This window comes from Legionella lytica, assembly GCF_023921225.1.
Classification (GTDB): domain Bacteria; phylum Pseudomonadota; class Gammaproteobacteria; order Legionellales; family Legionellaceae; genus Legionella; species Legionella lytica.
Map to the genome: position 1 here is coordinate 2607998 of NZ_CP071527.1, position 23163 is coordinate 2631160.

The window sequence follows — 23163 nt, forward strand, 5'->3', positions numbered from 1 at the left end:
CTTTTTTGTACAAAACTCGCAATCTTATAAGGAATCACGGTATAATGCGCCCCTAATTTCATTTTAAACAACATGACTCTATGAAAAAAATGGCATATTTCTGGCGTAAAGGTCTATGGGCGCTAACGAGCCTGTTTTTCCTGTTATTAGGTGCAGGTAGCCTGGTATACCTCTATCTAGAAAGCCAGCTCCCCAATGTAGACTCATTGAAAACAGTGCAATTACAAGTTCCCTTACAGATTTTCAGTAAAGAAGGTTTATTGATTCAAGAGTACGGTGAGAAAAAACGTATTCCCGTAACTTACGATGAAATACCACAAACACTAATCCATGCACTTGTTGCAACCGAAGATCAACGCTTTTTTGAGCATCCAGGCGTTGACATCATGGGATTAGGACGTGCCGCAGTACGTATGGTGCGCACAGGAACCAAATCTCAGGGTGGTAGTACTATCACCATGCAGGTAGCACGTAACTTTTTCCTGTCACGTAAAAAGACCTTTCTACGTAAATTCAATGAAATCATGCTGGCTATAAAAATAGACCGCGAACTCAGTAAAGAAAAAATCCTGGAACTCTATCTAAATCGTATTTATTTAGGTAACCGCGCCTATGGTGTAGGTGCCGCTGCAATGGTTTATTATGGTAAATCTCTAAAAGAACTTAATTTAGCTGAGTTGGCAATGCTTGCAGGGCTGCCTCAAGCACCATCTACACAAAATCCTATAGCCAATCCACTCGCCGCTAAAAAACGTCGCGACCACGTATTAGAACGCCTTCTGGAAGAAAAATACATTACTGAAGAACAATACCAAGATGCGATTAACCAGCCAATCACTGCAAAATATCATGGCACTGACATTAAAGTTAGCGCACCCTATGTTGCGGAAATGATTCGTCAATCTTTATACGATAACTTCGGCCCTGATGCTTACACTAAAGGGTACAAGGTGTACACCAGCATTGACGGTAATCTACAAAATACAGCAAACCAAGTTGTAGAAAAGAATCTGATTGCCTACGATCATCGCCATGGTTATCGCGGTCCAATTGCCACCATTGGTGAGCAAGACAGCAAGTCCTTGAGTGCAATCCAAAAAAACTTGGAAAAATACCCTGCCCTAAACCATCTAGTTCCAGCAGTAGTTACTGAAGTACATGACCGTGCAGCAACTGTAACCTTACAAAATGGGCATACAGTAATTATTCCTTGGGCCGGTTTATCTTGGGCAAGACCCGCTCTTAAAAGTGGTTGGATGGGTAAACCCCCAACTAAAGCAATGCAAGTTGTTGCGGTAGGTGACATAGTCTATGTGCATTCAACTAAGGAACATTGGGAATTAGCTCAAATACCTGAAGCTGAATCGGCTATGGTCGCTTTAAATCCTAACAATGGTGCCATTGAGGTATTGGTTGGTGGATTTAACTTCCAAAAAAGTAAATTTAACCGGGCTACTCAATCAAGCAGGCAACCAGGCTCCAGCTTTAAGCCCTTTGTTTATGCCGCAGCATTAAACAATGGTTATAGCTTGGCGACCTTAATCAACGATGCGCCGATTGTTGTTGATGATCCAAGCCAACCTAATTTATGGCGTCCTCATAATGTTAATTTAAAATTCAATGGACCCACTCGCTTAAAACAAGCTTTAGTTCAGTCGAAGAACCTAGTATCTATTCGTATTCTGGACGATATTGGGATTAATTATTCCATCGACTTCCTGTCTCGTTTTGGCTTTAACAAGAAAACATTACCAAGAGGCTTGTCTCTTGCTCTAGGAAGCTTATCAATTAGCCCTATGGATTTAACTGCTGCCTATGCCGTATTTGCAAATGGTGGTTATAAAGTAGAGCCTTATCTTATCGACCACATTACCGATAAAGATGGTAAAGTTCTGCTGCAAGCAAAGCCTTCTGTTGCCTGCTCTCAGTGTGATACGAATGTTGATCATTCAGCCTTAGCGCCTAGGGTAATTCCTGGAGACATTGCTTATCTAATGACTTCTGCATTAAAAGATGTAATTCAGCATGGTACTGCACGAGCTGCAAGAGTACTTAATCGTCAAGATATTGCCGGTAAAACGGGTACAACAAACGATCAAGTAGATGCGTGGTTTGCTGGATTTAATGGTGATTTAGTCGTTACTTCATGGATAGGTTTTGATAATCCCAAATCACTACATGAATACGCAGCGAGTCTTGCCCTCCCCTTATGGATTGATTTCATGAAGGTAGCACTTAAAGGTAAGCCTGAACATGACATGAAGCAGCCTGAGGATGTCGTTGCAGTTCGCATTGACCCAAGCAGTGGCCTCCTGGCTAGACCAAATCAACCCAATGGTATTATTGAGTATTTCCGCCAGAAGGAAATTCCTGCAGAGGAAGATCCAACTCTGATGTATAATGCGAGTAATGATCAAGGGCAAATGGCACCTGTCGAAGAAAGCTTGTTTTAATTCAAGCACCGCGAAGCCCAACATAGGGAGAATTGAAACTCCATTGTTGGGCTTCGTTGCATTCAACATCAATCCACGCCACCAATAGTCCAAAAAATAAACCGAATGCTCATAAATTAGAAAAAACTCGAAGTTCAACTATACTCACTTTGAGGATATAATAATCTAATAAAGGAGCAATTCTATGTTCATGTCCCATATGAAAAAAGTTATATTAGGCTTGGCTATTATCAGTTTTACCTCTACTAGTTTTGCAGCTTGGGTCACTAATAGAAACCATACTAATTGTACGGGCAATACATGTCACCATACTTCGGTTCATAAAACCTGCTACCATGGCAATTGCAAAGTGGTAAGGCATGGCAATACTTGGCATAGATAAGCTCAATGCAGTCATTAGCCAGTAGCCTTGATGTCGCGTAATCAAGGCTACTCAACAATGGAGATTCAATTCCACACCATATTGGGCTTCCCGCCAACTAGTATCCTAACTGAATTCTAGCGTAGATGTAGATGGCTCATCGGATATTGCTTTTGGTAATTTGTCTTTATAACAGTCCATTAATTTTTTATCACAGTCAGCTTTCCGGGCCAGAATATCTAACTTTGAGTCTTGCACCCGTTTTGCATCGTCCTTTTTTTCAGGCAAAACAACTGGAAATTCATTTACACTATCCAAATACTTTTTGAGGCTACTCAATGGTTGCTCATGTTTAATATAAGCCTCTGCAATGCGCGGATAGACCCAGAAATCTCTCAAATTGAAACTCAATTCATGTTTATGCGTCTCAAGCAGGTTTTTCATTGTTGCAAAATCTCCATGCTGCGCATAGGAGAGCATGCGCTCCCCTATCGATAATTCTTGAGAGACGCATAACAAATCCAGTGGGTCAATCTGAACATCATGAATCACTGGCTTCAACCCAAGCTTCATCGCACAGACATTAAGCGCCCTAATGTTTGCCGGTGAAAAATAAGCATGCGTATAATTTACTAACTGGGTCAAATCAACCTTTCCTCCAGCATGCACTGTGTTGAATAACTCTTGCGTGTATTTTCCAGTATCATGCTTAATTACACTCCCTATTTTAAACTGCCAATCTCCTTGCTCATCTTGAAAAAATAGAATATTTTCATATCCCATGGCATCCAAAATAATATTAGTGTCTTGATAAAAATCACGGTAATGTTCCAAAAATTCAATCATAACTTCTTTTAATTGCTCATCCTCATCCAAACGCTGCAAAATAGCCCCCATGCGCTCATCTAAGATTCCATAATCTTTTAGACTAAATCCATGCTCAGAGCCATTTGGCTGCATCAAGGCTTTATTTGCCTTAACAAATAACTCGTATTGATGCTCCATTAAATAAAGATCAAGCTCTATAGGCTCTATTTTGAAATCAAATTTATTATCCGCCTTGAAACATTTCTCATAAGAAACAATGGACAATGCTGCAATTCGAGGCTCTTCGCTGGGTAATTGTACCTCTGAAACCGTATGTTGTTCTCGTATACATCGTTGTTTGCCATTTTTGTCAAAACATTCGTATAAAACAGCATACTTTTTCTCGAGTTCTTCAAGTTCTTGAGTGGTGGAATTTTGTTTCATTAATTTAATAATATACGGAGCTTCTGGAAAGCGATAAAGAATATGCGTTCCCCCTTCAGCGATGCGCTCAGCCTGAGTCAAATCAATTGCCCCAGATTGAGTTTTGGGTACGGAAGCTAATAAGTTATTCATGGAATTTATCATTCTATGCTCACTTAATCTTAGATAGCCTGAAATTATACGGTAGATGAAATAAGCGATTTTTAACCAGTACATTAAATTTACATATCATTTACAACTCATTTAAATAGGTATTATTATGCAGATAACCTTGAAAGGAATATCAACTGGCGATGATAACACTACATGATGTTCACAAGTCATTTGATGACAATGTATCTTACGCAGTTAAAAACATTAACCTAAGCGTTGCTGATGGGGAAACATTAGTACTTTTAGGCTCTTCAGGCAGTGGGAAATCAACTCTACTGCAACTAATAAATAATACATTAACACCTAGCTCCGGTCGGATAGAAATTGATGGCAAATTAATCGGTGATTATCCTCAAGTGCAATTGCGACGTTCAATGGGATTTGTATTCCAACATACAGGCTTATTTCCTCATATGACAGTAGCTCAAAACATAGCCATTCTCATGCGCTTAATGAACATCAAAAAGAAGACACGAATTAGCCGTGTTCACCAATTATTAGAGTTAGTTAACCTAGACCCCAAGCACTATGTGAATCGCTATCCTGATGAACTCTCAGGCGGTGAACAACAACGGGTTGGTGTTGCGCGAGCCTTAGCAACTGATCCTAACTACATATTGATGGATGAGCCTTTTGCAGCACTGGATGCAATTACCCGTGACGCATTACAAAATGAAATCATTGCGTTAAAGAAAAAATTTAATAAAACCATTCTTTTTGTTACTCATGATATTAATGAAGCCTTTCGTTTGGCGGACAGAGTTGCCATTATGCATCAAGGCAACCTTGAACAAATTGGCTCGAAAAAAGATGTATTCACTCAACCTGCTACCGATTTTGTGAAGCAATTACTGAATAAAACAAATTATGGATAATTATTGGGATGTAATAAAAATACATTTACCTGAGCTCTATACTAAATTAATCGAACACATCTCCATATCGCTTTCAGCCATGCTCATCGCGATTATAATTGGTGTAAGTTTAGGGTTGCTTATTAACCACTACTCCAAATTAAGAACACCTATTCTCGCGCTTACTAATATATTTCAAACCATCCCCAGCATTGCATTACTCGGTTTCTTAATTCCCATAGTAGGAATCGGATTAGCTCCTACATTAATTGTATTAATAGTCTATGCCTTATTACCGATTACCAGTACCACCTATACCGGATTAAAAGAAATTCCAAACAGCTACCTGCATGTCGCAGATAGTTTGGGTTTTACCCGCTGGCAGCGCTTATACCTTGTTGAGTTCCCCCTAGCCCTTCCTGTAATCATGACTGGTATTCGAACCGCCATGGTAATGGTCATAGGAATTACAACCATTGCCGCCTTTATTGGTGCAGGTGGTTTGGGCGATTTTATTACCCAAGGGTTATCCTTAAATGATCCCCTGTTTATTTTATTAGGTGCAATTCCAGTTGCTTTACTTGCATTAAGTGTCGACTATGTCATGGCAACATTAACCACTTTACTATCAGGACGCCATCGTTTAACAGTGCGCTTTAAAAAAACGAAACTGATTTTAGTGAGTCTCATTACAGGAACCTTATTTTTGATTGCCGCCCAACCGCTAATCTCCTCATGTCTTCCAAAAAGCGTTATTATTATTGGCTCTAAAGACTTTACCGAACAATATCTATTAGGTCATTTGATGGCCGAGTTACTGGAGGTAAAAACTGATTTGCATGTGGTGAAAAAATTTAATCTAGGAAGCACAACGATTTTACATAATGCTTTATTAACAGGGCAAATTGACCTCTATCCAGAGTATACAGGCACAGCGTATCGTGTTGTGTTAAAAAAGGAGGATCAACTTAATCCGCAGCAACTCTACGATTATGTCAGCGCAATCTATAAAAAAAATTACGAGCTAATTTGGCTATCCCCCTTTGGATTTGACAACTCCGAAACCTTAGCCATCAAAAAAGAATTTGCCCAACAACACCACTTAGTCAATTTAAGTGACTTAAGTCAGATGGCAAATACACTAACGCTTGCCGTTCCCGCAGAATTTCTAAAACGTTCGGATGGCTTGCCAGGCCTTACTCGAACCTATGATTTTCATTTTCAGAAAATCATACAGGTGCAACCTAATCTGGTTTATCAAGCGATTAAAAATGATGCCGTACACGTCATCGCAGCCTTTACTACCGATGGAAAGATACCCGAATTTAATTTAAGCATCTTACATGATGATAAGCATTTTTATCCCCCCTATGATGCAGCCCCAATAATTCGCAATTCCACACTTAAAAACTATCCTCAAATCGCCTTAGTATTAGCTCCGTTATTGGGAACTCTAAATAATAAAACCATGCAGCATTTAAATTACCAAATCGATGTAAAAAAAATCCCCCCACAAAAAGTTGCTCATGATTTTTTGGTGAGCCGCAAACTTATTTAAGGCAGAAATATACAGTTGCAAGCAACCAGCCTACGTCTAAATTTAGCCTGGATGAAGCACAGCGTAATCCGGGAGGTCTTGAGCGCAGCGATTTCATTAAGTTACAATTCCGGTCAACCCTCCAGTATAAATCTATTTGATTCATCCCAACATAAAGCTTTATTATTCATACTTTCAATTAATTCATCGTTCATAAAACTTATGTTACATATTGTTCTTTACCAGCCTGAAATCCCTCCCAATACAGGGAATATTATTCGCTTATGTGCCAATACTGGCGCAAAATTGCATTTAATCCATCCTCTTGGATTTTCCTTAGAAGAAAAAGCATTAAGACGTGCCGGTCTGGACTATCATGAATGGGCCTCGGTTATTGAATATGAAAGTTGGGAGGCCTTTGTTCAACAACATCAGAATAAAACTATTTATACCTTGAGTTCTAAAGCAAAGACGACTTATAGCAGCGTTCAATATACTCAGGAAGATATGCTTTTATTCGGACCCGAATCTCGTGGCTTGCCGCGGGAAATAGTAAATCACTACAACTCGCTTTACATACCCATGCGGGAGAATAATCGAAGTTTGAATCTTTCAAATGCAGTTGCTGTTGTTTTATATGAAGCGTGGAGACAATTGGATTTTAAATAAACGACTGTAATCCGGGCGATGCTATCGTAGGACCACCATTGGGCTATTCCCAATGCTAGATAGACCTGACAAAACCACGCCCTATGCGTTACACTTAATATTTTTTGCCGAGATTGAAAAATGTTCCAAGATAAATGTTCCTCCAAAGGCCAAAAGGAAACCTATAGCTATCAAAGTGCGCAAGCAAAAATAGCTATATTACGCAATCAAGGGTATCACTTGGTTGGCAGTTTGCCAGATCAGGGAACGCCATGGAGTACCTTGAAAAGTGCTTGTTTCTTATTTATAAAAGACTCTCAATATTATCAATATCAGGGGAAATCGCTCTTATCAGACCTCCAACCCCATATTCGTTTTGATGAAACACAAACACTAGCGACTAAAGGATTTAGCAAGATAATGACGAATGATTACATTTATGTTATTTGTCCCCATAAAACGTTAAATAATGACCCAAAACCCATCTTCTTGTTAAGAAAAGGGGCCTTAATCTCTGGACACGAATTTTTAATCGCTCCTTATAAAATACACGCTCAAGAAGATAAAATTGTTGGTGGTGAACTTTATTACCTCAATGGAGCAATACTATTAATTAATCGAAAATCCGGAAGTTTCCCTACAAGTGAAGAAAAAGCCTTAACCTCAATTAGCGCAATTTTGGGACCCAAAGCCCAAGCAGCCTATCATTCTGCCATAGAAGAAGGAGAAGTCCTGGAAGAATTAAGAAAACGGACCCTAGCAAACGCGCCCGCTGCAGCAAGCTCCTTAGATCCCGCTCCTTGTTACCAAAACAAAAGTAGGGATTTACCCCAGAGTCACGAGTCACCTCAGTCCGTACACCACTCATTGCCAATATCAGCACTTAACCCCGCCACCCTCGCATTAAAGCATTCATTTAACCTAACATCTCCTAGTGACAGACTAATACCCGCACGAATCTCATTGGAAAACAATAACACGTCTAGCCAGCGTTTTTTTAATAAAAAATCAATGGCTAGCGCCAATCCCCCCCCTTCTTGTACGTCGTGCATAATACTTTAGGCCGGATTGCTCTGTGGTCATAAATGATGTTTATGGAGCGCGATTTTATTGTGAGTAATAAGTTGTCCGAAATGAGTTAAGGAGCGGTTATGAAAAGTAATTTATGGCGCTAGTTGCATATTAAGTTATTCTCCGGTATCAGGCAGCAATACGAATACCGTATCAATAAACTGCCATACTGCATCGATAACCATTGAATAATCCAAACCAACCCCTTATTGACTAATTTTTAGACACATATATAATACTGTTTTCTCTTTTGGAACGATTTACAGTGCTGAACAATACCTCGAATGAAAAAAGCTTCACTAAAAAATCATTTATTACGGTTTTTACCGAAACATATCCTTTATATAATGAATCAGGTTCTAAGCATTTAACTGAAGAGGATTATGAATATGTTTCCCAACCCTTGGTTGCAGTAACTTCTTTTTTTAATTTGCCTAATCATAAACGACATTCAAAAGAACTTTCGTTCTTCGATGTGTTAAAAAATATAATTCATTGGGATGTTGACGATGAAAAAAATAAAAAAATGGGATGGACAACAATCCCTCTAGCAGTACCGCGAACCATTTTTCATCTCGTTGTAGCACTCTTAGTTTTACCAAGTAGTACAGCAAAGCTCATTACCGAACTTCTACCAGGCCTTGCCGAAGAGTACTGTTACATTGGAAAAACTCAAACTAAATCGAATTACTTTCTCCAATCCGCTTACAAAGTTGGGCATTTCATCTTCAGTGGCGTGCATTTTGTTGGCCAATTAATCACTCCATCAATTAAAGGCTTTTTCCCAAGTATGCACGGAGAAAGCAGTATTGGTAAATTATTAAAATCAGCGGTTGTATATTACGGTCTACTTGCCTTGTTAGGAACTGCTTCGCTTATTGCATTAACAATTTTTGCCTTCAAACTACCAACCCTTGCCTGTGTAGGCATTCTAATTGCTGAAGCAGCTTTGATCACCTATGCTAGCCGCAGCATTTATAAGGGATGTTTTACTGCACCAAACTCACCGCAGCCCATCGAACATCCACAAGACGAAATAGAAATAATAGACAGCCCTACCGTTATGAGCACGATGATGCCAACTACACCTAAGGTTGAACAATCCTATTTCAGCTCGCTCTATAGTTATTTGTTTACATGTACTAAAAATGAAAAGAATCAAGAGACTCAACCTATTTTAGAACCCCGCCCCATGTAAAAATTAAATTTTTTTGTGATAATTGAGAAATATCTTACAAAAATTTAAGCATATTTTATGATGCATTTTTAATCGGTGTGTTCTAAACTTATAAAGTGAGAAGAGACAAAGGATGTCGCCACAGGGAGTACCAACGCCTCAGGGATGCGAGGTGGCGCCACAAGGATGTGGCATATTGTTTCCCCTTACCACACTCAGCATTTATCTGCTTGACAAAATCCAAAGTGAGAACCAAAGTTAAAATATCTTGTAATGAGATGTTCTTGATCTGGTGAGAATTTACAGTCTAATAAGGATATTTGTCATGAAAAAAGGTCTAATCTGTATCCTATTATTGCTCATTAGTTGCCATGTAAACGCCAAAAACTCTAATTTTACTGTATGTAAAAGTAAATTTGCTTTATGTACTACTGCCTTATGCGATCCCATACCCGGAAAAAAAGGTTGGGTTTCTTGCCATTGTAACGTTCAAAAAGGATATTCGGCTGGTACGGAATCTTGTGCAAGCTTAGAAAAAAGCACTAAAGGCTCGGCGATTAAATCACGTTATTATCCTATAAAATCCTATGCCATTTGTAAAAATGATCGTCCCTGGGCATGGTGCTTAGATAGCCCTTGTAAGATCGATAAAAAAGATCCACACAAGGCCGCTTGCCTTTGCTCGCTTGTCAAAGATAAAGGGGATTATGTTATTGTAACCGATACCTACAATGACAAAACCTGCACCACTGGAATCTATTCATCAGCGACCACTAAAGGAGTGAAAGAGGTTCGTGATTTCTTAAAAACCAATAAAAATCTGCAACCTTTTGATCTTAAAGTAGTAAATTAATGTATCTGTGAGATATATGCATGCGAGTACTATGTAGTTCAAAGAAAACCGAATTACTGTGGCTTGGCTACGGTAATTCGTGAGCATTATTTTTGAATATTCCATAAATGCAAAATGAATCAATATTGACCATTTTGGGATTTTTGTTATACTCCTGGCTCCTAAAATATTCAAATTAGAGGGCCTATGAACTACCATGATGAATGGACTGAATTAACTAAGAAGGGATTGTTACCAAACAAGGATTACCTTTCTCCTCAACAATTTACTACCCCTTTTTCTAACAGCGTGGAGTTTTGGTTTCATATTGGCTTCTCATGTGGATTACCTCTTGTAAATGGTTTAGCCACTTGTTATTACGCAACTCGTGCGGTGTGGGCGGTAATGCGTGCCGTTGGTAACTTATTAATATTAAAACCTCATTATACAGCAGAGGCTCTCAATGATGTTTGCAGTAATCTTACTCTAGGTTTTTGTGTTGGCGTAATGGCTCCAGTCCATTTGTTAACTCATTCAATGGAATTACTGACTCGACTCATTGCCTCCTGGATTGTCGGTGAAGAGCCTCGTGAGAACCTAAGCCAACGCGGATTCATCGACAAGATTTCTAAAAAAATTGGAGATAATCCAAATACTCTTCCCTCATCAGCTTATTTCAAAAAAGATAGGTTTTTTGCTCCTTATAACGAAGCACTAGACCTTATAAGCCAGTTTGCCTCTCCTGTAACAATCGCGCTTGCAAGTGGCTTTGAGTCATTAACTCATGCAGCTAAAGCCGTTACTGCAGCAATCGATTTAATTACTAATATAGCCATATGCAAACCAAGACATGCTCTGGAAAATGTTCGTGATATAGGCGTTAACTTTAGCTTATCTTTAGGCCTTGCCATTATGACACCAATCAATACCATAGTTGAAGGTATAGCCTTTATGACTCGGCTATTATCTACGTGGGTTCATGCTTGCGGTCCTGAAAAGCAAGAGAATAATTATCGACGCATGGCTCATAATTAATCGCGATTAATCTTATAATATGTACTGGGTCGTCCGTCAGGCCCAGTACATATTTTACACCACTTAACCTCATTACCTTACTCTTTTGGTGGCGTAGGCGATGTTTTAAATGGATTAAATGAACCCTCTTCTGGGCCTGTCATTTCACTCATATGAGAAGACTCCATGCCCATGCGCTGTGTTCTTTCCGAAATGGCAGAATTAAATTGTTGTAAACCACTGATTAAATCATTTTGCTGCTTACTTCCAAAACCACTTCGTTGAATATCATTCTGGATTTGTGACTTGATATTACTTGCACTTCCTTCATAAAGAGTACCCGAACCTGATGAAAACATATAATTATCTAAGGTCTTAAAATTCACATCGCCTTCTATGCCATAGGACATGCCCATGCCACCACAACAAAATTGTGTGCAATTTTTCGCCTCTTGATCATAAAATTCTTTTTTCTGTTTTTCAAAAAACGATAAAACAGGTGGAAACGCATTTAAAAAAAGTTTTCGTTCACTATTAGGTGCTTCATCCTTCAAGTAAGCATCCTTATACCGGTCAATAAAAGGAGAACTCTGCGTCCCTGGAACTAAGTTTTGAAAAAAAATTAACTGTTGACTATCTAAGTTATTTTGGCTCATTTTTTTCCTTCTAGTAATCAATTACTATTGAGTATAGCTCTACTTCAAGCTATATGAACTACTTTGACCATGATCTTTATCTCCTGTTGCTAGTAACGGCGCTAAAAATCCGTACTGATGCAAACCCAGTTTTGGATTTAATGGCTGATGCTCGATAACTTGTCCGTGACATGAACTTAAAATAAGTTGCCCCTTCATATTAAAGACAGAGAAATTATTAGCGTCCGGCAAATTTTTTATCGCTTCATTTGATAAAGAGCCCATTCTAGGATTAGTAATCAGTGCCGCATACAAGAAGTCCATCTTTTGTTCTGCTGTTGCCTGAGGCATCGCTTCAAAATATTTTTGTGCACAAAGGGATAATGGAGCCGCACTGCCAGCAAGCATTTTTACCAAACCTTTTTCACCAGTAGGCAAAATCCCTTCTTTCATCAGAAAATCACCGGTTCCATTCGTCAAATAAAAACTAGCCTGATCTTGGCAAATATCCAACGAACCTAATTTATATAATCCATTTTTACACCCTGTAGGGCCTAAAGCATCGGTTACAAGAATAATCTTATTTTTAATCGTGCTGTGAACAAGTGAAATAAATGAGGCAGATAAATGCACCCCATCCGTAATTAACTCAACTCCCGGGGGGCAGCGTTCAGGATTATTAAGTACCCATTGAACAAGGCGGCTTTTAGCATCATGAATACTTAGCTCGCGCGTATACCGGCTGCATGATTCTTGGCATGCATTTCCCAGATGGGTAAATCCACAAGCTCCTGCATCAATGGCACGCTCAATAGACTCCATTGTTTCCGGATTGCAATGGCCAATAAAAACCTTTACGAAAATACCTTCTTGCTCAAGTGCTTTGCATTGTTCAATAAATTCCTCAGCCCCCAACAAATCAGGAGCCAGGGTTATTTTCCAATGTTTGATATTCGGTGCTATATCAATAATATCTCTAAATTGGCTCATAGAAATGCTTTCCTGTAGCACATCTTCAGCATGAGCTCCTTTACAATATTTGGAGATAAATGGGCCTTCCAGATGCACCCCAAGAATTTGGGTCCACCCAGGAACAGGATTTTGTTCCTGTTTCTGAATAAATCCATTAATTTTTATTAATGCCTTTTTTAAGGAAGCGATAGGCATCGATACTAATGTTGCCAAGGCATATGGAAGACCTGTCGCTCCCAGCGCCATAACGATGCGTTCTAAACGTTGATCATCAACCTCATCACCTAAATCAGCAAAATCAATGCCACCCTGCCCATGAACATGGGAATCCAACATTCCCGGTATTAAAAAATAACTCTCCTTCGAGTCAACAACATCGGAGTCTTGAAGCTGAGATACATCCGTATCGAGATTCAAAATCACTTGCTCTCCATTATTAGTAATCAGCACATGCTTTAATTCTCTAATTCCTGTCGCGTTATAAACGTGGATGTTTTTAATTAGCATTGAACGAACTCCCATAATATCCCTATAAAAGGCTAGTCAAGCTTGTATCTTGCGCCAGTACATCGGCTTGTTTTCTTCGTTCTTGGCATATTGGTTTATCAAAAAAACCATTCCCTTGTCTTGATGTCGCCTGCTCTTTTTGCTCAAGTAATGAACACATCACATAATTTAAGCTTAGAACCATTTTGTATATATCTGCAAATCGGGTATAGCCATAATGCGCTGTGACACGGATATTATTGGGTGGGCGTACATCAACTTCGAATCGTCCTAAATCATTTTTATGTTTCAATAAAGCTTCGACCTGCCCCACATCATCAATACCATGTAGACGAAAAACCAGCATAGCACCACGCTGCGAAGGTACTTCAGGAGTAATCCACTCAATGTGCTCCCCCATATGCTGCTGCAACACACTATGCATATAACGTGTAAGGCATTCTGATTTGACTTGAAGTTTATCCCAACCTATCTGACTCATCGCTTTGACGTAGGTTTTTACTGGGGCAAGATCTACAGGTGATGGATTACTGCAACGAAATGCCCAAGCGCCTTTTGACATCATAATTTGCTCATCATAGCCATCAATAACCCCAAAAACCTTTTCTGACACAGCAGCCTTCCATCCTTGAAGCGGTGGGTATTTTTTTAAGTCGGTTTCCTTATTCACATAAATGCCAAAACCACTACCCGCAGAACCACAGAGATGTTTGTAACTACAACCTACAGCATAGGTAACCGGTAGGTCGCGTAGCATTAATGTCCTATTCCCAACCGTATGCGCTAAATCCAAACCAACAATAATCTGGTGTTGTTCAATAATCTCTTTTAGTTCAGTGAAGATGTGTTTTAGATCAAGGCGTTGACCAGTACTAAAAACCACGTCCGATAAATGGATAATTTGAATTTGCTCAACATTTTTTTTAATAAAAGCAATAATTGCTTCTTCAGAATAAAGCCCTTTTTCATCAGGAAGGATTTTTAGGGTTAGTTGTTCCGGTTTAGGAGTAAATGTTGATTGGGCAAAAACACCAAAATTTTTTGCCTGCTGTATTCCTCTTTTTAAAACGGATTCAATAATTGCCTGATCCGAAAAAAACTCCTTGCCTAAATGACAAATCGCTGTTTTCCCCGACTGCCAATCAGTTAACGTTGGCCGGTAAAATGTATCCAGCAAACGACCAAGATTAGCCGACAAGCCCTCTTGGGTGTAGAGGAATTCATAAGGCTCCGAAAAACCTAACATGGCTTGCATGGCAGAAATAGCATCCTGCTCAATATCACAATCAAACCAATTTCCACTTTCTTCTTTAGTTTCAGAAAAATGTCCCTCATGTAACTGCATTGCTTGTAATTGGTGTATGCGCTCAATTTCGGCAACCGCAGGCTTGAATACTGGCCCTAAAGAATGGCCTGCAAAAGGAATCAAATCGGCATAGGAATAGAGTTCTTGCGTGCTTTTTAGCGGATCAATTTCATCCAAATAAGCAGCATACTCGAAGGAAAAACCTTCGGGGTTTTCTGAAAGTAAACGAATAAACTCATCAGGATTAGTGGTTATAGCCTGTATTAATTCCCTCATAATTCCCTCTATAAATAGTACGATTTGAGCTGGTTCCGAATTGTAAAACACTTCCTGTAAATCGAATAGAACCCCCATAAAATTAACCTACTATAAACAAATAAAATTATGCTATAGAATGCGCGCACAAGAGTTTTAAGGTAGATTAACGTGACCTATCGTCCAGATATTGATGGATTAAGAGCGATTGCGATCCTGTTTGTTTTACTGTTCCATAGCGGCCTTAAATTAGTTCCATCAGGCTTTATTGGGGTTGATATATTTTTTGTCATTTCAGGATTTTTAATTACCAGTATTCTGCATAATTCTTTGCAAAAAAATCGTTTTTCATTCGTCGAGTTTTACAGCCGAAGATTATGGCGATTACAACCCGTCTTTATTTGTTTAATTATTACCACCATCTGTATCACTCTTCTTTTTTATTTACCTGAAGATTTAGTAAATTATTTCAACAGTGCACGCAAAACAACCCTGTTTACGTCCAATGCTTTTTTCGAAAGAGCAACCAAAGGGTATTTTTCAGCTAAAGCAAATGAATTACCGTTATTACACACCTGGTCATTATCCATAGAATGGCAATGCTATTTGATCTTACCCATTATTATGTATGCATTGCATCGTATTTTTCCCCTACGACAACTTAGTAAGCTCATCTACGTACTCACCCTCTTCTTTTTGGCACTTGCTTTATATTATTCAGCTAAGGAACCCAGCAAAACCTATTACTACCTATCTAGCCGGATCTTTGAATTTTTAATCGGCTCATGCGTTGCCTTTAGCTCGAACCGCTTTTCATTAAACAAATACATTTCAGAATCGCTCAATGTCGCCGCACTGTTAGTCATCTTTTATGTTGCAACACGCAGTAACATTAGCTTGGGCTTTCCCAATGGTTACGCCTTTATTTTATGTGCTGCAGTAAGCATTCTCATCGCAGCAGGTAAAAATAACCCACAATCCCTTCTTACCCGGTTACTTTCCATAAAACCATTAGTATTTATCGGCTTAATTTCTTATTCATTATATATCTGGCATTGGCCTGTATTTGTATTCATACATTATTTGGGAATAGCCGAAACAGCACCAGTTTTCGTGTTAGCCTTTAGCTTTATTTTTATCATTTCCTTTTTATCCTGGAAGTTTATTGAGAAACCAGCCCAAAAATTCAATACACTGAAATTCGGTTATAGCCTGATTCTTTTATTCATCACTCCGCTTGCCTTAGTTTATATGGGGAACTCTTTAGTCAAACACCACGAAGGCTATCCTCAGCGTTTTGAAGAAACAGCTCGCATTGCGAGCCAACTTAAGCGTTTCAATAATCCCCAAAGACCATTATGTCTTGGCGAAAAAAATGTGGCAATCAATGCCAATTGTGTTCTTGGAGCACGCCATTCCAACAGCAAAACCGGCTTTTTGTTTGGGGATTCTCATGCCAATCATTTCTGGGGATTTATAGATACACTAGCCCAAAAAGCTAATTTATCAGTTCTCTCTCATGCAACTTCAGCGTGTCTTTCATTACCCGGAATACATCAATATGATTGGAATGCCCAAGATTACACCGCCTGTTATGAACAAACTCAACGCTACTACACGCTGATCAAGAAAAACCATTACGATTTTGTGATCTTAGCCCAAAATTGGGATGGTTATTTAGGGAATATATTAATTCCTAAAGAACCTGCTGCGATGGTAAAAAAACGCATTGAGCAGGCATTAGATGAAGCACTGCAAATTATTATTGATTCCGGAGCAAAACCAATTTTAATTAAATCCATTGTACCAAAGGATTCATATCATTGTTTTCTACATCACATAAAAACACGCACAAACTATGACCGGAAGCAATGTGAGTTTGATATCGATTCGAATAAGTCACAGTGGCAAGATGAGCTATTTTCGCGTCTGCAAAATAAATATTCTCAGTTAATTATTATCGACCCAGCAAAAGTACAATGCCCTCATGGCAAATGTAAAGCCGAGATAAATGGCATACCATTGCTCCGTGATAAGGGGCATCTAAACGATTACGCATCGTATCATTTAGCAACTAGCTATTTAAAACATTATAACAACCCTTTTACCGCATAGAACCTCTTAGGAACCACGTCATTCTGGCCGCCATTTGGAATGACGTGTTGAGATGAAATCTTGTCCCAACCCCTCTAATGCTCTAAAATAAATCAAGGCAGTCAAAAATAAGTTTCACTGTAAAAAAATAGAAGAGGCAGGGGTTATGGCTAAATTAACTCATCGTGACCTATATCGCTTAGGTAAATTACTTGATTATCAGTTATCAGAAAATGGTTTATGTCACGGTTTTACCCTTATGTTGATACAAGCTATCCTTGCAGAAGATGAGCAAAACTTTTTTAAACGGCTTGATTTTATTGCGTCTTACAATCCTGATTTTCATAAGTTAAAAGAAGACCTCGAAAAAGCGAAAGAGAAAATCCAATCAACCCAAGATCAACCTGTTGATGAAGAAAGTGAGAAACTACTTGAGATATTGGCTTTTTTTGATGGATTAGAATTGTATTTAGTGCCTGCCTATCACCCTGAGTTTTTTGAGCAAGCCGCCTCGCAAGAGGACATCGACACAATTTATTCGCTCATTCGCCCAGAAAGGCTAAAAGACACTGAACTAACCCATTTATTAAATAAACCCTATGCTTGTGATAAACAAAACCTAAAAAATTATTTAAATGATTTAGCAGACATATTTAACAATATGAATACTTCGCCCCCTATTCTGTTAAGAAATATCGACCACTCGATTTGCCTCAAATACAATCAAAAGAACAGCTCCTGGCTTTATGTAGATATCAATGACTTTGAGCGAGATCTAAAGAATGCCGCTTATTTCCGCAACCTAAGTAGTGAAGAACTTAGCGAGAATATTTTTAAGTCATTTGCTCCAGAACAATACCCGCATGTCGTTATTAATGTGGAAATACTAGCAAACAAGGCAAATCTAATACTCAAATCAGCACTTGAAGATTGGCATGCTAAACATCCAATAACCACTGAACAAGCTAAGATGCTCGATCATTTCAACACCGGATTGCTTTTTCTTGCATGCCGACATGGGCATCTTAATGTCGTTCAAGATTTATTAAAACACCCCGATGCGATGATTAACACGAAAACCCCAAAAGAAGAAACTCCTTTATTAATTGCCTGTGCAAAAGGGCATCTTGAAATTGTCCGAAAATTATTAGCCCACCCCCAGACAGAAGTTAATGCAAGTAATTTAAAAAAACAAACACCCTTATCATTTGCCTGTGCAAAAAAATATACTGGAATAATTCAAGCAGTTTTAAAACACCCGCAAACATTGGTCAACGAAGCAAACAACGAAGGGGAGGCTCCCTTGCACAGGGCGTGCCAGCATAACGATAGTGATACGGTTCAAGCATTGTTAGACCACAAACTAATTGATGTAAATCTAGCAGTTGCAGACCAAGGTAAAAAAACTCCCTTGTATATCGCGTGTGGGTATGGACATCAAGAAATTGTCCAAAAATTAATCGATCGCGACGATATTTTAGTAGACCAAGGTGAGGCTGAAGGTATAACCCCCCTATGTGCGGCATCTTCACTCGGATTTGTTGAGATTGCTTGCATATTATTAAAAAAAGCAAATGTTAACCAACCCTCAAATGCGGGAAATACCCCTCTGCACTATGCCTGTGCATCCCTCCCCAATTCAGAGGAGAATAAGCAGGTAATTCAACTCTTATTAGAGCATGGAGCGAACTTAACTGCTCAAAACCACACAGAAGAAACGGCAATAGATGTTGCGTTGGATATGGAAAATACTACAGCTCTTTATATATTGTTGCAATTTACGAAAGAAAAAGGACTTGCCCCTGGCAAAGTGATGTCTACCGATACTTTTGAGGCACTAGAAGATTGGATTCAAGAGAACATCCCTGATTTTATTAACTATATGCGCCATTTTAATCAGCAAGAAAAAGTAAGTGAACTCTCCTTTTTTAACCATGCTGTAGATACTGAAGTTGTTTATGACACTGCCTATGATAATAGCAATAGAGCCCCAAAATAAAAAAACGTGTAAATTGGACCCATGGCCCAACCTACAATTTATGAGCGACGACAATACCGCCAAAACTCCAAATTTTTCTGAGCCGGTTGGCTCATAACCCAACATGAAACTCTGGCGAGCCAGCCCCTTTAAAAATTAAATAAATTTCTTTTCCATGCGTACAAATTTTAAAGAAATAGAGTTTGGAAGCACAACCCGTTCATTTGAAACAGCCTTATAAGCAAAAGCAGCATATAATTTAACCCCAGCAAGTGTTGCCATCATTTCAAAATGAGTAAATCCATGCAAACCAGCATCTTGCTCACAATGCTGTAACAGCATACTACCTAAACCCTGTCTGGCAAATTTAGGATGAATAAAAAAAGCCCTAATTTTGGCCGCATCCATTGTTGGGTCAAGATAGGCTGGTTCCTCTCTTGCTGAAAATTGATTCCCGCCAAACAAGGTTTTACGCCTACTCCATCCCCCACACCCCGCTATTTCTCCATTTTTTTCGATAACAAAATAAGTCTTATCATGAAGCAATTCCGTGTCCACCCCAAAGATGTACTGAATAGCCCCTTCAATTTCTTGTTTTGAATAAATATCGCGGCTTAATTCTCTAGCTGATAAGGTAATTAATTCATTTAAGTTTTGAATGTCATCAAAATTAGCCGCCCTTATGTGGATCATAATATTCCTTGATTTTTATTGGAAAACAAATCTAACATAAAATTTAAATTAAAAAATTTCTTATTTATTTTATAAAAATTACTTTTTATAATGATTTTTTGTTAAATTAGGTAATATATGAAAAAAAGCTATGATTCTCCACAAGCCAAATTGAATAATAAAACCTCTGTGCATGAATTATTAGATAAAACCGATAGAAAAATTCTTAATATCCTGCAAAAAGATAATCAGATTACTAATCAAGCACTTGCAGATAAAGTGGGCCTTTCGGCGCCACCTTGCTTTAGACGGGTAAAACGCCTGCGTGATGAGGGAATTATTCTCAACGATGTTTCATTAGTTGATCCGTTTAAAGTTGGCAAGCCGCTAATTGTCTTTGTAAATATTACCTTAGAAAAACAAAGAGAAGACCTTTTAGCACATTTCGAACGGAAAATGGCGGAAGAGCCTGAAATCATGCAATGCTATTTTGTCTCCGGGGATACGGATTATTTACTTATTATTCATGTGAAAGATATGAATGACTATAATGAGTTTGCACGAAGAGTATTTGCGAATGAGCCCAACATCAAACAATTTCGCAGCAGTTTTTGTCTTAATCGCACCAAATACAACACACAAGTTGTTTTATCAGAAGATTAAAAAATGAACCATGAATGCATGTATACTTTGCTGTATTTTTTTATCTTGTTTTTTATCTCAGGCCTTATTCATCGTGCGTATAAAAAAGAGCCGAGAACCCAAACAGCTGACGGTAGTATTGTGATGGCTATAGGGATATTTTCCTTTGATGCATTGCCAAGAATCCCTTTTATTCCCGCAGTGATTAAACAATTGATTATCCTGGAATTACTGATTATTTGCTTGCACTTAGTTATGAGTTACCTTGAGCAATATCGAGATGGATATTTCAGCCGTAACATTCAGCTTAAAAAAAATCAATTTGGTGTTGGAACCTGGGTTGCTGGTTCGTCTTTGCTTGCTGTATTGTTGTTCCAGACAATTCCTTGCTTTCATGTTGTAGTCTGGGGAAGTGCCTTTATTGCTGTTCTTATTTGGTTAGTTTATGTATTTTGCTCCTGCATTAACTTAGTACAACTGATTATTAAAGAAGGCAGAGTAAATGTTGGCATTATTTTATTACCTACCGTAAGCACACAAGCAATAGCTTTGTTATGTTACTCTTTATTTCCCTCTCTTCCGCTGCTGCTCTATCAAACCCTAATTCACCTAGGCTGTCTCCTGTACGTAACCGGTTTTTTTATCATTACACGCCATCTGTTGAGCCTGCGCTGTAAACGCATCATTTTAGGTTGGAATAGCACCAATAGCATTCTGCATGGCGCGTTATCCATTACAGGATTAGCAGCAACCACCACAGCCGCTTTGAATGATACGCTGATTATCGGTACATGGTTTATCGCTACCTGCTTTTTCTTTCTTGTTGAAAGCATTGCATTACTCAAAAGCATCTACCGGTTTAAAGCGGCTGGTTTTATGCAAGGGCTTTTTATTTACGATACAGCACAATGGGCCCGGGTATTTACCTTTGGCATGTATTACACCTTTAATTTAAATCTAGTAACCCATCGTATTTATGTGAATGATTTGATTGGCATGATTATTGATTATGGGCAGTATGGGGTTTTGGCACTTTTATTATTTGAGCTAGTTAATTACCTATGGCATCAATTTAAGAGGTAGAAACCAACCCCAACGCGCAGCCCTACTTTCCAAGTAGTCACACCTTCGCCAAGAGCATCAATCCAACCCGCAATTTCATGCCCTGGAACATCTGTGTGACATAGCCCAGCGGCTTCCACTCGCACACGAACTTGGCCAGGTCCTGGCTCACGAACAGGTCGCGCAACAATATTCAACTGACCAGGAGTCGTAATTTCTACAGCTTTATACGTTTTCATTGGAACTCTCCTTGTTGCTTCGCTGTTTATTATAAAAACTCTAGACCAATTACCTCTGTTTGCAATTCAGAAGTCCCTGTGCTTGTTTGATTTATGGTATATAATTGATATAGATGTCTTTTTTGTTGTTTTCCCTACACGCTGATGAATATAGAGACTGAGAATGAAATGGACCATTTTAGCATTAACAATTTTATCGCTTCAGGGGTGTTGTCTTAGCTCTGAAATTATATGTAGGGAACGTGCCTCTGCCACAGTGGTTGAACCACTGATAAGGTATCCATATAGAAGCCCCGTTGATATCACTACGACCACCATTGATTTTTATTAAAGGATAGCCTGTTTTACAAAACAGGCTATATCATATCATTACCGCGAATTGCTGAATTCGGATTCATCACTATCAGTATCTCCAAAACTAAAATCTGCCCCCTCGCTCTCCGTTTCGACAAAACCCAAATTCATAATCAACGAGACACCATAATCACTGTTCATATGTTCCTTATAGGAGTCAAGCGCCTTAATATCTTTCGGAATTACTTGTTCATAAAAAGCGAATAAACTATCTTGCTCTTCAATAAAACCAGTCAGAAAACTCAGTGGTCTTAGCACCTCAAAAAAGGAATGATGCCCTAAAGCAACCGTTGCTGAAGCAATTAATAATCCCAAGAGTTTATACTCTTTAGAAGAAAGAAAGCACAACGCGCTTATAGCGCTGACTGTCTTACCAGTAGTGCCTGAGGCACCACTAATCACAGGTAAGTAATGTTCACGAAGCCAATCAGCCATTTCACTGTCTTCTTTGGGTGCATACACTTGCTTACTGGGGTAATTAGCAAACGTTAAACCATTAACAAGGGGCTTAGGAATTGTTGTATTCTTATGTTCAGATAAAATCCCTATATTAAAACTTGGTTTTACCTTAGCATTATCCACGTCAACACACCCTCTATGCTCATCTGAAAACAAATAGTCCGGGCGCATTTTTTCCAATAATAATTTCTGGGCCTGAGCAGGGCTTTTGCTAAATAAACTATAATGTGTCAACGCTTTAAGAGATTCGGTAGGATTTACTGTTTTTAACGGAGGATAGTTCAAATCCGGCATAGTCATGACGAACTCTGAGAAAAACTTTAAAAATTCATTCCATACAAGCACTGAGCCTGACTCTTTTATTGCATTTAAATCAGTCATCGTGGGATGGCTTTGCGTTACTTCGCTAAGCACGATAAACAGTCTTCGATCAAAGTCCGTATTCCCTTCATTGGCTTTGAGAAAAGCATCTAGTGCACTGTACATCTTATTAAAGAGCGTATCAAAAATTTCTGGATGCTCAAGAAAATACTTCGCTAAGAAACTTTCAAAAATACAAACTTCAACAATGTTATTTTTGTCATCAAAGGTCACAACAAGCCCTCAATAAAATTGGAAATAAATCACATTGTACTTT

At 38.7% G+C, this 23163-nt stretch carries 19 protein-coding genes; 12 read left to right on the top strand and 7 right to left on the bottom strand.

Annotation, left to right across the window (positions count from 1 at the left end; translation table 11 throughout):
• Positions 1–80: 80 nt before the first annotated feature.
• On the top strand, positions 81–2453 hold the full coding sequence (locus J2N86_RS11510) for a penicillin-binding protein 1A (RefSeq protein ID WP_252579609.1): 2373 nt from the start codon (positions 81–83) through the stop codon (positions 2451–2453).
• Positions 2454–2940: 487 nt separating this feature from the next.
• Here J2N86_RS11510 and J2N86_RS11515 read toward each other — a convergent pair whose 3' ends face one another.
• Positions 2941–4197 (bottom strand): hypothetical protein, encoded by a 1257-nt coding sequence (locus tag J2N86_RS11515; protein ID WP_252579610.1) that lies wholly within the window; start codon positions 4195–4197, stop codon positions 2941–2943.
• A gap of 161 nt (positions 4198–4358) precedes the next feature.
• On the opposite strand from J2N86_RS11515, the gene J2N86_RS11520 reads away from it, so the two are divergent.
• The 7 genes from J2N86_RS11520 (at position 4359) to J2N86_RS11550 (ending at position 11372) form a co-directional block, all read left to right on the top strand.
• The gene (locus J2N86_RS11520; protein ID WP_252579611.1) at positions 4359–5093 is read left to right on the top strand and encodes an ATP-binding cassette domain-containing protein; all 735 of its coding nucleotides are present in this window, start codon (positions 4359–4361) and stop codon (positions 5091–5093) included.
• Positions 5086–6630 (top strand): glycine betaine ABC transporter substrate-binding protein, encoded by a 1545-nt coding sequence (locus J2N86_RS11525; protein ID WP_252579612.1) that lies wholly within the window; start codon positions 5086–5088, stop codon positions 6628–6630. Before J2N86_RS11520 ends, J2N86_RS11525 begins: the two co-directional genes overlap by 8 nt.
• A 201-nt stretch (positions 6631–6831) precedes the next feature.
• Positions 6832–7278, top strand: coding sequence for a tRNA (uridine(34)/cytosine(34)/5-carboxymethylaminomethyluridine(34)-2'-O)-methyltransferase TrmL (gene trmL / locus J2N86_RS11530; protein ID WP_252582448.1), 447 nt, complete (start codon positions 6832–6834; stop codon positions 7276–7278).
• 120 nt (positions 7279–7398) lie between these two features.
• Positions 7399–8319, top strand: a complete 921-nt coding sequence (locus tag J2N86_RS11535; protein WP_252579613.1) for a hypothetical protein — start codon at positions 7399–7401, stop codon at positions 8317–8319.
• Between the two features lie 274 nt (positions 8320–8593).
• Positions 8594–9526: a hypothetical protein gene (locus tag J2N86_RS11540; protein ID WP_252579614.1), complete on the top strand. Its 933-nt coding sequence runs from the start codon at positions 8594–8596 to the stop codon at positions 9524–9526.
• A gap of 304 nt (positions 9527–9830) precedes the next feature.
• On the top strand, positions 9831–10358 hold the full coding sequence (locus J2N86_RS11545) for a hypothetical protein (protein WP_252579615.1): 528 nt from the start codon (positions 9831–9833) through the stop codon (positions 10356–10358).
• Between the two features lie 186 nt (positions 10359–10544).
• Entirely contained in the window at positions 10545–11372 is an 828-nt protein-coding gene (locus tag J2N86_RS11550; RefSeq protein WP_252579616.1) for a type IV secretion protein Dot, read from the top strand.
• A 77-nt stretch (positions 11373–11449) separates the two neighbouring features.
• Here the strand turns inward: J2N86_RS11550 and J2N86_RS11555 are convergent, their stop codons facing one another.
• The 3 genes from J2N86_RS11555 to J2N86_RS11565 are packed head-to-tail and all read right to left on the bottom strand — an operon-like array spanning position 11450 to position 15047.
• Complete coding sequence (locus J2N86_RS11555) at positions 11450–12007, bottom strand: hypothetical protein (protein ID WP_252579617.1); 558 nt, start codon at positions 12005–12007, stop codon at positions 11450–11452.
• Between the two features lie 39 nt (positions 12008–12046).
• Positions 12047–13465 (bottom strand): N-acetylglucosamine-6-phosphate deacetylase, encoded by a 1419-nt coding sequence (locus J2N86_RS11560; protein WP_252579618.1) that lies wholly within the window; start codon positions 13463–13465, stop codon positions 12047–12049.
• A 22-nt stretch (positions 13466–13487) separates the two neighbouring features.
• Positions 13488–15047 (bottom strand): aminotransferase class V-fold PLP-dependent enzyme, encoded by a 1560-nt coding sequence (locus tag J2N86_RS11565; protein ID WP_252579619.1) that lies wholly within the window; start codon positions 15045–15047, stop codon positions 13488–13490.
• A gap of 150 nt (positions 15048–15197) precedes the next feature.
• Between J2N86_RS11565 and J2N86_RS11570 the strand changes: the two genes are divergently transcribed.
• On the top strand, positions 15198–17141 hold the full coding sequence (locus tag J2N86_RS11570) for an acyltransferase family protein (RefSeq protein ID WP_252579620.1): 1944 nt from the start codon (positions 15198–15200) through the stop codon (positions 17139–17141).
• A 145-nt stretch (positions 17142–17286) separates the two neighbouring features.
• Positions 17287–19119, top strand: a complete 1833-nt coding sequence (locus tag J2N86_RS11575; protein WP_252579621.1) for an ankyrin repeat domain-containing protein — start codon at positions 17287–17289, stop codon at positions 19117–19119.
• 135 nt (positions 19120–19254) lie between these two features.
• Here the strand turns inward: J2N86_RS11575 and J2N86_RS11580 are convergent, their stop codons facing one another.
• Positions 19255–19791, bottom strand: a complete 537-nt coding sequence (locus tag J2N86_RS11580) for a GNAT family N-acetyltransferase (protein ID WP_252579622.1) — start codon at positions 19789–19791, stop codon at positions 19255–19257.
• A gap of 117 nt (positions 19792–19908) precedes the next feature.
• Between J2N86_RS11580 and J2N86_RS11585 the strand changes: the two genes are divergently transcribed.
• Together J2N86_RS11585 and J2N86_RS11590 are read left to right on the top strand one after the other, a co-directional pair.
• Positions 19909–20433 (top strand): Lrp/AsnC family transcriptional regulator, encoded by a 525-nt coding sequence (locus J2N86_RS11585; protein ID WP_252579623.1) that lies wholly within the window; start codon positions 19909–19911, stop codon positions 20431–20433.
• 3 nt (positions 20434–20436) lie between these two features.
• A complete protein-coding gene (locus J2N86_RS11590) occupies positions 20437–21495 on the top strand; it encodes a hypothetical protein (RefSeq protein ID WP_252579624.1) in 1059 nt (352 codons plus the stop codon).
• On the opposite strand, the gene J2N86_RS11595 is transcribed toward J2N86_RS11590, so the two are convergent.
• Both J2N86_RS11595 and J2N86_RS11600 read right to left on the bottom strand, forming a co-directional pair.
• Complete coding sequence (locus J2N86_RS11595) at positions 21480–21713, bottom strand: alcohol dehydrogenase catalytic domain-containing protein (RefSeq protein WP_252579625.1); 234 nt, start codon at positions 21711–21713, stop codon at positions 21480–21482. The two genes, J2N86_RS11590 and J2N86_RS11595, sit on opposite strands and share 16 nt — an antisense overlap.
• Positions 21714–22082: 369 nt before the next feature.
• Positions 22083–23120 carry a hypothetical protein gene (locus J2N86_RS11600; protein WP_252579626.1) on the bottom strand — a complete coding sequence of 346 codons (1038 nt, stop codon included), beginning with the start codon at positions 23118–23120 and terminating at the stop codon, positions 22083–22085.
• Positions 23121–23163 lie beyond the last annotated feature (43 nt).

Excerpts from the sequence above, each read along its gene's own strand:
- J2N86_RS11510 (WP_252579609.1), top strand. The coding sequence starts at position 81 with ATGAAAAAAATGGCATATTTCTGGCGTAAAGGTCTATGGGCGCTAACG.
- J2N86_RS11515 (WP_252579610.1), bottom strand. The coding sequence starts at position 4,197 with ATGAATAACTTATTAGCTTCCGTACCCAAAACTCAATCTGGGGCAATT.
- J2N86_RS11520 (WP_252579611.1), top strand. The coding sequence starts at position 4,359 with ATGATAACACTACATGATGTTCACAAGTCATTTGATGACAATGTATCT.
- J2N86_RS11525 (WP_252579612.1), top strand. The coding sequence starts at position 5,086 with ATGGATAATTATTGGGATGTAATAAAAATACATTTACCTGAGCTCTAT.
- trmL (WP_252582448.1), top strand. The coding sequence starts at position 6,832 with ATGTTACATATTGTTCTTTACCAGCCTGAAATCCCTCCCAATACAGGG.
- J2N86_RS11535 (WP_252579613.1), top strand. The coding sequence starts at position 7,399 with ATGTTCCAAGATAAATGTTCCTCCAAAGGCCAAAAGGAAACCTATAGC.
- J2N86_RS11545 (WP_252579615.1), top strand. The coding sequence starts at position 9,831 with ATGAAAAAAGGTCTAATCTGTATCCTATTATTGCTCATTAGTTGCCAT.
- J2N86_RS11550 (WP_252579616.1), top strand. The coding sequence starts at position 10,545 with ATGAACTACCATGATGAATGGACTGAATTAACTAAGAAGGGATTGTTA.
- J2N86_RS11555 (WP_252579617.1), bottom strand. The coding sequence starts at position 12,007 with ATGAGCCAAAATAACTTAGATAGTCAACAGTTAATTTTTTTTCAAAAC.
- J2N86_RS11560 (WP_252579618.1), bottom strand. The coding sequence starts at position 13,465 with ATGCTAATTAAAAACATCCACGTTTATAACGCGACAGGAATTAGAGAA.
- J2N86_RS11565 (WP_252579619.1), bottom strand. The coding sequence starts at position 15,047 with ATGAGGGAATTAATACAGGCTATAACCACTAATCCTGATGAGTTTATT.
- J2N86_RS11575 (WP_252579621.1), top strand. The coding sequence starts at position 17,287 with ATGGCTAAATTAACTCATCGTGACCTATATCGCTTAGGTAAATTACTT.
- J2N86_RS11580 (WP_252579622.1), bottom strand. The coding sequence starts at position 19,791 with ATGATCCACATAAGGGCGGCTAATTTTGATGACATTCAAAACTTAAAT.
- J2N86_RS11585 (WP_252579623.1), top strand. The coding sequence starts at position 19,909 with ATGAAAAAAAGCTATGATTCTCCACAAGCCAAATTGAATAATAAAACC.
- J2N86_RS11590 (WP_252579624.1), top strand. The coding sequence starts at position 20,437 with ATGAACCATGAATGCATGTATACTTTGCTGTATTTTTTTATCTTGTTT.
- J2N86_RS11595 (WP_252579625.1), bottom strand. The coding sequence starts at position 21,713 with ATGAAAACGTATAAAGCTGTAGAAATTACGACTCCTGGTCAGTTGAAT.